Annotated in this window: 9 protein-coding genes and 2 pseudogenes; 5 read left to right on the top strand and 6 right to left on the bottom strand. The window is 74.6% G+C overall.

Annotated elements, in window-relative coordinates; translation table 11 throughout:
• Window positions 1-139: 139 nt before the first annotated feature.
• Window positions 140-1,573 (bottom strand): hypothetical protein, encoded by a 1,434-nt coding sequence (locus ABT085_RS37255; protein ID WP_351618553.1) that lies wholly within the window; start codon window positions 1,571-1,573, stop codon window positions 140-142.
• 113 nt (window positions 1,574-1,686) lie between these two features.
• Between ABT085_RS37255 and ABT085_RS37250 the strand changes: the two genes are divergently transcribed.
• A complete protein-coding gene (locus ABT085_RS37250; protein ID WP_351618551.1) occupies window positions 1,687-2,958 on the top strand; it encodes a molybdopterin-dependent oxidoreductase in 1,272 nt (423 codons plus the stop codon).
• On the top strand, window positions 2,922-3,431 hold the full coding sequence (locus tag ABT085_RS46845; RefSeq protein ID WP_502982897.1) for a hypothetical protein: 510 nt from the start codon (window positions 2,922-2,924) through the stop codon (window positions 3,429-3,431). The genes ABT085_RS37250 and ABT085_RS46845 overlap by 37 nt, the downstream gene beginning before the upstream one ends.
• 116 nt (window positions 3,432-3,547) lie before the next feature.
• On the opposite strand, the pseudogene ABT085_RS37245 reads toward ABT085_RS46845, so the two are convergent.
• The 3 genes and pseudogenes from ABT085_RS37245 to ABT085_RS37235 form a co-directional block, all read right to left on the bottom strand.
• A pseudogene (locus ABT085_RS37245) lies at window positions 3,548-4,114 on the bottom strand (class I SAM-dependent methyltransferase); the annotation flags it as partial.
• Window positions 4,111-4,728 (bottom strand): TIGR04282 family arsenosugar biosynthesis glycosyltransferase, encoded by a 618-nt coding sequence (locus ABT085_RS37240; RefSeq protein ID WP_351618545.1) that lies wholly within the window; start codon window positions 4,726-4,728, stop codon window positions 4,111-4,113. The pseudogene ABT085_RS37245 and the gene ABT085_RS37240, both read right to left, overlap by 4 nt.
• On the bottom strand, window positions 4,725-5,492 hold the full coding sequence (locus tag ABT085_RS37235) for a glycosyltransferase family 2 protein (protein WP_351618542.1): 768 nt from the start codon (window positions 5,490-5,492) through the stop codon (window positions 4,725-4,727). The genes ABT085_RS37240 and ABT085_RS37235 overlap by 4 nt, the downstream gene beginning before the upstream one ends.
• 103 nt (window positions 5,493-5,595) lie before the next feature.
• On the opposite strand from ABT085_RS37235, the gene ABT085_RS37230 reads away from it, so the two are divergent.
• Window positions 5,596-6,393, top strand: coding sequence for a response regulator transcription factor (locus tag ABT085_RS37230; protein WP_351618539.1), 798 nt, complete (start codon window positions 5,596-5,598; stop codon window positions 6,391-6,393).
• A 3-nt stretch (window positions 6,394-6,396) separates the two neighbouring features.
• Window positions 6,397-7,509, top strand: a complete 1,113-nt coding sequence (locus ABT085_RS37225; protein ID WP_351618536.1) for a sensor histidine kinase — start codon at window positions 6,397-6,399, stop codon at window positions 7,507-7,509.
• 222 nt (window positions 7,510-7,731) lie between these two features.
• Here ABT085_RS37225 and ABT085_RS37220 read toward each other — a convergent pair whose 3' ends face one another.
• Window positions 7,732-8,739, bottom strand: coding sequence for an NAD-dependent epimerase/dehydratase family protein (locus ABT085_RS37220; RefSeq protein WP_351618534.1), 1,008 nt, complete (start codon window positions 8,737-8,739; stop codon window positions 7,732-7,734).
• Between the two features lie 238 nt (window positions 8,740-8,977).
• On the opposite strand from ABT085_RS37220, the pseudogene ABT085_RS37215 reads away from it, so the two are divergent.
• A pseudogene (locus ABT085_RS37215) lies at window positions 8,978-9,721 on the top strand (flavodoxin family protein).
• A 1-nt stretch (window position 9,722) separates the two neighbouring features.
• On the opposite strand, the gene ABT085_RS37210 reads toward ABT085_RS37215, so the two are convergent.
• The gene (locus ABT085_RS37210) at window positions 9,723-10,781 is read right to left on the bottom strand and encodes a PucR family transcriptional regulator (RefSeq protein ID WP_351618532.1); all 1,059 of its coding nucleotides are present in this window, start codon (window positions 10,779-10,781) and stop codon (window positions 9,723-9,725) included.
• Between the last annotated feature and the right edge of the window lie 169 nt (window positions 10,782-10,950).

The raw sequence follows: 10,950 nt of genomic DNA, 5'->3' as shown, positions 1-10,950 counted from the left end.
ACGTCACGCAGGGCCAGAAGGGCCCGCAGGCCGAGAACATCGTTCCCGCCTGACGCGTACGCACACTTTTCGGCCCGGGTCCGCACCTCGTCGGGTGCGGGCCCGGGCCGTTTCTCCGTTCGCTCTCCCTGTCGGGCCGTCACCAGCCCGTCAGCAGCAGGTGGTTGAGGAGCAGGGCGAGAACGGCCTGCGCGGTGAGCCAGGCGCGCGGGTGCGGCAGCAGGGCGCAGCCCGGCAGGATCCACATCGCGAACGGCAGCCAGATGCGTTCCGTCTCCGCCTTGCTCATCCCGGACAGGTCGGCGAGGAGCACGGCGAGTACGGCGGACAGGACGAGCACGGCGAGGCGGGCCTCGGCGGCGGCCGCGCGGTCCGGTCCGGGCCGGACCCGATGGCGCCGTACGAGTGCCGTGGCGGCCCGGTTGAGTCCTGCCGCGCTCGCGAGGCCGACGACGAGGACGGTGCACGCGAGGTTCGCCCACACCCAGTAGCCGTAGGGCCGGGTGCCGCCGACGCCCTCGTAGTAGCGCTTGACCAGCAGGTGGTAGGCCTCCCACCAGTCGAAGCCCGCGAGCGTGAACACGACCGGGACGACGGCGAGACCGACGAGCAGGAACGGGAGCGCCCCCAACCACGGGCGGTACCGGGCCCCGGCCCCGGACCGGCCCTGTCCCCCGGACCGGCCCTGTCCCCCGGACCGGCCCTGTCCCCCGGGCCGGAGCAGGTCGCCCGCCGCCACCAGCGCACCCGCCCCGATCAGCGCGAACAGCACGAGCCCGTACGAGAGATAGCAGGTCAGGCCGAACAGCAGGCCGGAACCGAACGCCGCGGCCCGGGTCCGGTGTCCGGTCGCCGCGAGCGCGAGCAGGGCCACCGCCCAGGCGGCGACCGCCGCGAAGTAGCCGTCGGCCGAGGCGCCCACCCACACCGCGGCCGGGGCCAGCACCAGGAACGGCGCCGCCCGCCGGGCGAGGTCCTCGTCGGCCAGCAGCCGCACCGCGACCAGCACGGCCACGCAGGCCGTGGCGCCCACGGTGATGCACCAGGCCCCCGCCCAGCCCCCGCCGGCCAGACCGATCCGGTCGAGCAGGACGAAGGTCAGGGTCGCACCCGGCGGATGCCCGGCGATGTGCGCGGGCCAGGGAGCGGGCGCGCCGCTCAGGATGTGGTCGTCGAAGCCGCGCAGGGCGGCCGGGATGTCGTGGAAGCGGTCGACGACCCGCAGATACTCGTTGCGGGTGGTGAGTCGGCCCGCGACGCCCCGCTGCCAGCCGTCGACCAGGGCCAGCGACCAGGTCCAGGCGAGCGCCGTGCCGAGGGCCGTGGCGAGCAGCGGCCGCCAGCGCAGCCGGACGGCCGCGACCGGCCCGTACGCCACCACCGCGGCCGCGACCGCGACGGCGGCCGGGGTGCCCGGACCGACATGCGGGTCCCACTCCGCGAACACCGGCGGCCAGTGCACGAACAGCGTGTGGTGGGCGTTCTGGATGTGGCGGCCGACCAGTACGGCCACCAGGACGAGAAGGGCGGCGGCCAGTGCGGCGCCGAGGTCACGGAGGCGAACGGGGATCACGCCGGGAACGCTAGGCCGAAAGGCGGCGCGAACGGTCACACCGAGCCGGGACGTCAGCGTTTCGTCATGAGTCACGCCCCCTTTCGGGCCCCGGACCGGCCTACGGTCGGGACATGCCCGATCAACGGCTTCCCTCCTCGCCCGGCTTCTGGCGCAGCCCCGTGCGCGGCCCCTGGTTCACGTCCGTCCTCGGCGTCGTCCTGCTCGGCGGGATCACGGTGATGTTCGTGACGGGACTGGTGTCGTACGCCGCGTACAACCCCGGCCTGTCGCCGGTGAACGACACGACCCCGGACAAGGGGCTCCTCGGCTTCTACCTCTTCGCCTGGCCGAGCGGCCCGGTCTGGCTGTACCGGCTCACCCAGGGCGTGCACGTCACGCTGGGCATCACGCTCGTGCCCGTACTCCTGGCGAAGCTGTGGTCGGTCGTGCCCAGGCTGTTCGCCCTGCCGCCCGCGCGGTCCGTCGCGCACGCACTGGAGCGCGTCTCGCTGCTGCTGCTGGTGGGCGGCGCGCTCTTCGAGTTCACGACGGGCGTGCTCAACATCCAGCTCGACTACATCTTCCCGGGCTCCTTCTATCCGCTGCACTTCTACGGGGCCTGGGTGTTCTTCGCCGCGTTCGTCGCGCACGCGGTCCTGAAGACGCCCGCGGCCGTGCGCAACCTGCGCCGGATGCGGGCCGGTGAACCCGAGGCGACGGCGGACGGCGGCATGGGCGTCGAGGAGGGCGACGAGCTGGTCTCGCCGAACCCCGCCGAGCCCACCGTGTCCCGGCGCGGGGCCCTCGGCCTGGTCGGCGGCGGGTCGGCGCTGCTGTTCGTCACGACGGCCGGGCAGAGCCTCGACGGGCCGCTGCGGGAGACCGCGCTGCTCGCCCCGCACGGTGGTGGGGAACCGGGCAGCGGCCCCGGCGGCTTCCAGATCAACAAGACGGCCGCGTACGCGGGCATCGACCCGCGCGAGACCGGCGCCGACGCCTGGCGGCTGGTCCTCACGGGCCGCACCGGCCAGGTCCGGCTGAGCCGCGCGGACCTGCTGCAACTTCCCCTGCACAGTTCGGCGTTGCCCATCGCCTGCGTCGAGGGGTGGTCGACGTCGAACCAGTGGTGGCGGGGCGTACGCCTGCGGGACCTCGCCGCACTCGTCGGCCACGACGATCCGGTGGACGTCCTGGTGGAGTCGGTGCAGCGGCACGGCGCCTTCCGCCGGGCCGCCCTGCGGGCCAACCAGGTGGGCGACCCGCTCTCCCTCCTCGCCCTGTTCGTCAACGGCGAGGACCTGACCCCCGACCACGGCTACCCGGCGCGGGTCATCATGCCCGCGGCCCCCGGTGTCCTGAACACCAAATGGGTGGGCCGGATGACGTTCGGAGACCTCCGGTGATCCCGCGCTCGCTGCTGCCCGACCGGTTCAGGCTCGGCAGCCCCCTGCAACTGCTGCTGCTCGTCTGCTCGTTCGCCCTCGCCGGGTACGCCGGGGTGCGGCTGCTGGCCGGCGGTGACACCTGGTGGCAGGTGGTGCTGTGGTTCGTCGGGCTGGCGCTGCTGCACGACCTGGTGCTGCTGCCCCTGTACTCGGCGGCGGACCGTGCGCTGACCGGGGCGGCGGGCGGGCACCGGGCGTACGTGATGTACGTCCGGGTGCCCGCCGTCCTGTCCGGGCTGCTGCTGCTCGTGTGGTTCCCGTTGATCAGCGGCCGGGTGGCGGAGCACTACATGTCCGCCACCGGACGGTCCGCGGACGGCTTCCTGGCGCGCTGGCTGCTCATCACGGCCGTGCTGTCCGCCGGGTCGGCGCTGTTGCTCGTACGGCGGCTGCGCAGGGCGACGAAGCAGCGGCCGCCGGTGGTCCACTGAGCCTCGGGCTGCCAGCCCGCCCGCGCCGCGTGCCGGACCAGGGCCGGGGTGCCCAGGCGGGCCCAGGGGAAGGGGACGTCCGTGCCGCCCTGGGGTCCGGCCAGATGGACGATATGGACCTGGGCGCGTTCGTCGACGTCCACCGGCACCGTCTCCGCGATCAGCAGACCACCGGGGACGACCAGGCGGGCGACGCGGTCGAGGAGGGCCACGGGGTCGCCGCCGATGCCGACGTTGCCGTCCAGGAGCAGGGCGGTGCTCCAGCGGCCCTCGCCGGGGACCGGATCGAACACGGACCGGCACAGCGCCCGCCCGCCGAGGCGGATCGTATGGGCGACGGCGGCCTCGCTGACGTCGATGCCGAGGGCGGGCAGTCCGCGCGCGCCGAGGGCGGCGACCAGCCGGCCGGGCCCGCATCCGATGTCCAGCACGGTCCCCTCGCAGCGCTCCAGGACGGACCCGTCCGCGGCGTCCGCCGCCGCGCACCAGCGCTCCACCTCCAGCGGCAGCAGCCAGCCGTCGGTGCGGCGCAGGAAGAGCGGGCCCTGCCCGGCGTCCAGGGCGTCGGCGTAGGCGGTGGCGGACCAGGAGGGCGGTACGCCGTCGAGGAGGCGGCGCGGCCGGCTGCCCGTACGGGCTTTCGCGGTGGTCGTCGGCGGTGCGAACTCACGGGAGGTGCTCATCGGCCGGCGACCGCCCGGAGTCGTCCCAGTTCCGCGGCGAAGCGGGTGCGGGGCGCCGACCCGGCGACCGCCTCGGCGTCCTGGACGGTGTCCACGTCCCGCAGCCGCGGCAGCTCGCGCACCCGCAGCCCGGCGGCGACCAGCCGTGCGCGCTGGACGGCACCCGTCGTCGGACTCGACATCGGCACCCCGCGCACCAGCGCGGGATCGGGGTGGGCGAGGCCCAGAGCCCAGAAACCGCCGTCCTCGGCGGGGCCGAACCAGGCGTCGTGACCGGTGAGGTCCACGGTGAGCAGCTCGGGCGTCACCTGCGGGGTGTCCATGCCGATCAGCAGGGCCGGGCCGGTGCAACCGGCGAAGGCGGCGGCAAGCCGTTCGTCGAGGCCGCCCGCGCACTGCGGTACGACGTCGAAGCCGGGCGGCAGCCAGGGACCGGGCCGTCCCTCCAGGACCAGCACGCGGCGCCGCGCGGGGGTCGCCGCCACGGTGCGCAGTGTGTCCACGAGGGCCGCCTCCGCGAGCCGGGCGGCGTCGCGGGGAGTGAACGGCGGGGTGAGCCGGGTCTTCACCCGCCCCGGCAGCGGTTCCTTGGCGATGACGAGAAGGGTGGTCACTGGGAGTTTCCCCCTTGCTGAGAGGAGAGCGGGCCGGGGGTGCCGCGGCCCCGGCCCGGGGGGCCGTCCCGGCGCGGCAGCGGCGGCTCGGCCAGCACGCGGCGCATGTCGCGTACCGCCTGCCAGGTCCCGCGCCAGGTCCCGGTCACCTTCGAGGCGCCGGTGCGCGGGAGGTAGGGCACGTCGTGCTCGGTGACCCGCCAGCCGGCGTCGGAGGCCCGGACCACCATCTGGAGCGGGTACCCACTACGGCGGTCGGTGAGCATGAGCGCGAGCAAAGAGGTGCGGCGCGCGGCGCGCAGCGGGCCGAGGTCGTGCAGGCGCAGGCCGGTGCGGCGGCGCAGCATCCGGGCGAGCGCGAGGTTGCCGGCCCGTGCGTGCGCGGGCCAGCTGCCCCGGCCCTGCGGGCGGCGCCGCCCGAGCACGAGGTCGGCCGCACCGGACCGTACCTCGCGGACGAAGGGGACGAGCAGCGACGGGTCGAGCGAGGCGTCGCAGTCGCAGAAGCACACGATGTCCGCGGTGGCCGCGGTCAGCCCCGCGTGGCAGGCGGCGCCGAACCCACGGCGCGGCTCGTGCACGACGGTCGCGCCGAGACTGCGGGCGAGCTCGGCCGAGCCGTCCGTGGAGCCGTTGTCCACGACGAGCGCGCGCCAGCCGGGCGGGATGCGCTCCAGTACCCAGGGCAGGGCTCCGGCCTCGTTCAGGCAGGGGAGCACCACATCGACGTCCGATGGCGGGGGAGAGGTCGTCACGCTTCTCACCCTACGGACGCCAAAGCCGCATATCGGACGTCAGCTCCTTACGAAACACGGACGTCGGCGGCGGCGGACGGCACCGGCGGCCGCGCGGTGCGAGGCTGGCCGTATGGAGCAACAGCCTTACGGGCCGACGCGGGCCGGAGCCGCCCGGGTCCTGGTCGTCGACGACGATCCCACCGTCGCCGAGGTCGTCTCCGGCTACCTCGACCGTGCCGGGTACGACGTGGACCGAGCCGGGGACGGGCCGGCCGCGCTGGCCCGCGCCGCCGCGCACCGGCCGGATCTGGTGGTGCTCGACCTGATGCTGCCCGGCATCGACGGCCTCGAGGTCTGCCGCAGGATCCGGGAGCGCGGCCCGGTGCCGGTCATCATGCTGACCGCGCGCGGGGACGAGGACGACCGGATCCTGGGGCTGGAGGTGGGCGCGGACGACTACGTCACCAAGCCGTTCAGCCCCCGGGAGCTGGTACTGAGGGTGGAGTCGGTCCTGCGCCGCACCCGGTCCGCCGGGACCGGAGAGCCGGGCACCGGGGCGCGCCGGCTGGGCGCGGCCGGTCTGACCGCGGACCCGGCCGCCCGCCGTGCCACCAAGAACGGCACCGAACTCGCCCTCACCCTGCGCGAGTTCGACCTTCTCGCCTTCTTCCTGCGCCATCCCGGCCGGGCGTTCGGCCGCGAGGACCTCATGCGCGAGGTCTGGGGCTGGGAATTCGGCGACCTGTCGACCGTCACGGTCCATGTCCGCCGGCTGCGCGGCAAGATCGAGGACGACCCGGCCAGGCCCCGGCTGATCCAGACGGTGTGGGGGGTGGGGTACCGCTTCGAGGCGGCCGGGTCCGCAGCCGGGTCCGGATCCGGTTCCGCATCCGCCCCCGCACCCGGTACGACGGCGGGGGAGGTGTGACCTGTGCGCGACATACTCCTCATCGCCCTGTTCGCCTTCCTCGGGGCCGTCGCCGCCGGGGTGGCGGGCGTGGCCGTGCTGTGGCTGATCCGGCGGCGGTCGCTGACCGCGTCGCTCGCCGTCGTCGTGGCCGTGGCGGTGACCGCGATGCTCGCGGGGACGCTGGCCGTGGCCTGGGCGATGTTCCTGTCCGCACACGATCTGAGCGTCGTGACGACGGTCGTCGCGATGGCGGCCGTCGTGTCCCTGGCGACCGCGCTGCTGCTGGGCCGCTGGGTGGTCGCCCGCAGCCGGGCGCTCACGCAGGCCGCCCGGTCCTTCGGCGACGGCGGCGACTTCGCCGCACCCGACGGCCCGGCTACCGCCGAGCTGGAGGCGCTGAGCAGCGCACTCGCCGAGACCAGCGCGAAGCTCGCCGAGTCCCGCGACCGTGAACGGGCCCTGGAGTCCTCCCGCCGGGAGCTCGTCGCCTGGATCTCGCACGACCTGCGCACCCCGCTCGCGGGTCTGCGCGCGATGTCCGAGGCGCTGGAGGACGGGGTCGCCGCCGATCCGGCCCGCTATCTGCGCCAGATCCGCACCGAGGTCGAGCGGCTCAACGACATGGTGGGCGACCTGTTCGAACTGTCCCGCATCCACGCCGGCGCCCTCGCCCTGTCCACGTCCCGGATGTCGCTGTACGACCTGATCGGCGACGCCCTCGCGGGAGTCGACCCGCTCGCCCGCGAGCACGGCGTACGGCTCGTCGGCGGCCGTATCGAACCGGTGCCGGTGGAGGTGGACGGCCGGGAGATGAGCCGGGTTCTGGGGAACCTGCTGGTCAACGCGATCCGCCGGACCCCGGCGGACGGCACGGTCGCGGTGGCGGCCGAACGGTCGCCCGAGGGCGTGGTCCTCTCGGTGACGGACGGCTGCGGCGGTATCCCCGAGGCGGATCTGCCGCGGGTCTTCGACACCGGCTGGCGCGGGACGCACGCGCGTACGCCTCCGGCCGGCGCGGGCCTCGGGCTCGCCATCGTCCGCGGCATCGTGGAGGCCCACCAGGGACGGGCCGCCGTACGCAACATCCCCGGCGGCTGCTGCTTCGAGGTGATCCTGCCGACGGCCCGGGCCTGAGCTGACCCGCCTGGACCGGTCCGGGCGTTGGGGCCGGTCCCGGGCCTGCGGGGCGTGTCCGTGCGGCAGGGCGTGCCGGTCCGGGGCCTGCGGGGCGTGTCCGTGCGGCAGGGCGTTGGGGCCGGTCCCGGGCCTGCGGTGCGGTGTGTGCCCGTGCGGCAGGGCGGTCGGGGCCGGGGCCGCCGTGCGGCGTGCCCGGCCGCCGGAGCGGCCGGCCGGGACCTACCCGGCGTCTCCGGCCAGGCGGGCCCGGGCGAACTCGCGCATACCTTCCTGGAACCCCGTTCCGGCCCGCCAGCCCAGTTCGGTCCGCAGCCGGGTGGAGTCCGCGGTGATGTGCCGTACGTCGCCGAGCCGGTACTCCCCGGTGACGACGGGCTCCGGCCCGCCGGCGGCGGCCGCCAGCGCCCGCGCCATCTCGCCGACGGTGTGCGGCTCGCCGCTGCCGGTGTTGTACGCGGTCAGCGCCCCCTCCGGGGGGACGGCCGTGAGAGCGGCCAGGTTGGCCGCCGCGACATCCCGTACGTGCACGAAGTCCCGGCGCTGCGCGCCGTCCTCGAAGACGCGGGGGGCCTCACCGCGGGCGAGCGCGGAGCGGAAGAAGGAGGCGACACCCGCGTACGGGGTGTCGCGGGGCATCCGGGGCCCGTACACGTTGTGGTAGCGCAGCGACACGGCCGAACCACCGGTCGCGCGGGCCCACGCGGCGGCCAGATGCTCCTGGGCGAGCTTGGTGGCCGCGTACACGTTGCGCGGGTCCGCCGGGGCGTCCTCGCCGACCAGCCCCGGCGTCAGCTCCTCGCCGCAGTGCGGGCACCGGGGCTCGAACCGTCCGGCTTCCAGGTCGGCGACGGCCCGCGGCCCCGGCCGCACCACCCCGTGCCGTTCGCACTCGTAGCGCCCTTCCCCGTACACCACCATCGACCCGGCCAGTACGAGCCGGCCCACGCCCGCCGCGGCCATCGCCGTGAGCAGCACGGCCGTACCGAGGTCGTTGCGGGAGACGTACTCCGCCGCGTCGGCGAAGCCGTTGCCCAGTCCGACCATCGCCGCCTGGTGGCACACGGCGTCCACGCCGGACAGGGCGCGTCGCACCGCCGCCGCGTCGCGGACGTCGGCACCCGGTTCCGTGCGCACGTCGAACACGACGGCCTCGTGGCCGTGTTCCGTCAGCGCCTCGACGACATGGGACCCGATGAACCCGGCACCGCCGGTGACCAGTACACGCATGGCCTGCACGCTAGGTCCCGCGCCTGCGCCGCACCGGTGCCACGCCGGACACGTCACCGGTCCGTAAGACCTGGCCCGGCACACTTCCGCCGCCGTGGCGCCGTGGCCGCTGCGGGCCGCGCCGGGAACAGGCTCCGTGTGCCGGTGCGTCGAGCCGACGAAGGGCGCTTTCGCGCGAGAGGCTGCTGCTCAGCCCGGCCGCCGGGCCACCGCCGTCCGTCCCCCTGAGGAGTCCGTCATGGCAGCGTCGCAGTCCCCGGCCGCCCCCGCCGACGACGCGTACCGTTTCGACGACCTGACCACCCTGTTCGTCAACTGCACCCTCAAGCCGTCGCCGCTGCAGAGCCATACTCAGGGGCTGATCGACAGAAGCCACGCGATCATGGACGCGTGCGGGGTCGCCACGGATCTGGTCCGGGCCGTCGACCACGACATCGCGACCGGTGTGTACCCCGACATGACCGAGCACGGCGCGGCCGTCGACGCCTGGCCGGCGCTGTAAGAACGGGTCATGGCCGCGGACATCCTGGTGCTGGCCGGACCGATCTGGCTCGGTGACAACAGCTCGGTGACCAAACGGGTGATCGAGCGCCTCTACGCCTGCTCCAGCCTGCTCAACGAGCAGGGTCAGTACGCCTATTACGGGCGCGTCGGCGGCTGTCTGATCACCGGCAACGAGGACGGCGTGAAGCACTGCGCGATGAACGTGCTCTACAGCCTCCAGCACCTCGGCTACACCGTCCCGCCGCAGGCCGACGCGGGCTGGATCGGTGCGGCGGGACCCGGACCGTCGTACCTCGACCCGGGTTCGGGCGGTCCGGAGAACGACTTCACCAACCGCAACACCGCCTTCATGACCTGGAACCTGATGCATGTGGCGGCGCTGCTCAAGCGGGCCGGGGGCATCCCCGCGCACGGCAACCAGCGCTCCGAGTGGGACGCGGGCTGCCGCCTCGACTACGCGAACCCCGACTACCGCTGACTCACAGGCCGGTGGCCGGCCAGTCCAGCAGCCGGGCGCCGATGACCGCGGTCTGGAGCATGTACCGGTGCGTCGGGGAGGCCGGGTCGGCGCCGGTGAGCTGGTGGATGCGTTCCAGACGGTACGTCAGGGCGCGCACGCTCAGCGACAGCCGCCGGGCGGCCTCCGCGGCGACGCAGCCGCAGTCGAAGTAGACGGTGAGGGTGTCGAGCAGCGGCTGCGCGCCGCCGCGGGCGGTGGTGAGCGGGCCGAGCGCGTTCAGGACGAGGTCGGCCATGGCCTGCCGGTCACGGGTGAGGACCGGGTAGACCAGCAGGTCGGCGGCGCGCAGGACGGGGCCGTCGAGCTGGAGGCGCTCGGCCAGTTCGAGGCTGTTCAGCGCCTCCTCGTAGGACTGCCTGATGCCGCCGGGGCCGGGCTGCGCGCGGCCGATCGCGATCAGCCCGCCGTCCGTCGCTGCATACGCCTGCCGGGCGAAGTGGACGAGCACCTCGTCCTGGTCGCCCGGCGCGACGCACAGCAGCCGGCCCTCCTTCGTGGTGAGCAGCACGCCGCGGTCGCCGAAGCGGCCGATGAGCGCCTGCTCCACCTGGCGTGCGGCCGGGCCGCCCTCGCCGTAGGCGGCCGGCCCCTGGGCGACCGCGACAGCGTGCGTGTGGGACAGGAGCAGGCCGAAGCGTTCGGCGCGTTCGGCGAGCCGGCCCGGGTTGCTGCGGCCGTGCAGCAGGTCGTCGATGAACTCCCGGCGGGCGGCCTCCTCCTGGCGTACGGCCAGACGCTGCGCGCGTTCGTAGCCCTCGGCGAAGGCGTCGACGGCCTGGTGCATGGCGGCGAGGGTGCTGTCGGCCGTGCGGGGAGTGCCGGGCCAGGCGGCGCGGGTGGCGGCCAGATGGGCGCCGACCAGGGCGCGCAGTCCGTGGCCGGATTCGGCGGCCCGTTCGCCGAGGGCGCGCCGTGCCTCGATCTCGTCGCGGGTCAGCCGGCGGCCGGATGCCGCGACGTCCGCCAGGAGTTGGGCGTATCCGGTCAGATACTGCTCGGGTATCTCCCGTTCCGACACCCTGCCCCGCCTTCTTGACGCTTCGGTGACGCGTTCCTGACGCCGACCGGCAGGGAGACCTTAGTGAACATTGCCGGAGACCGGCAATGCGCGAAGCGTTCATGGAACTGCACCATGGGCGCAGGGGAGCACCACGGAGGGTTTCGGTGCCGGACACCGGCAAGGTGTC

It is taken from the genome of Streptomyces sp. NPDC002265 (genome assembly GCF_040296125.1).
Classification (GTDB): Bacteria; Actinomycetota; Actinomycetes; order Streptomycetales; family Streptomycetaceae; genus Streptomyces.
The sequence above is the reverse complement of the archived record's forward strand: the minus strand, read 5'-3'. Positions and strand labels throughout refer to the sequence as shown.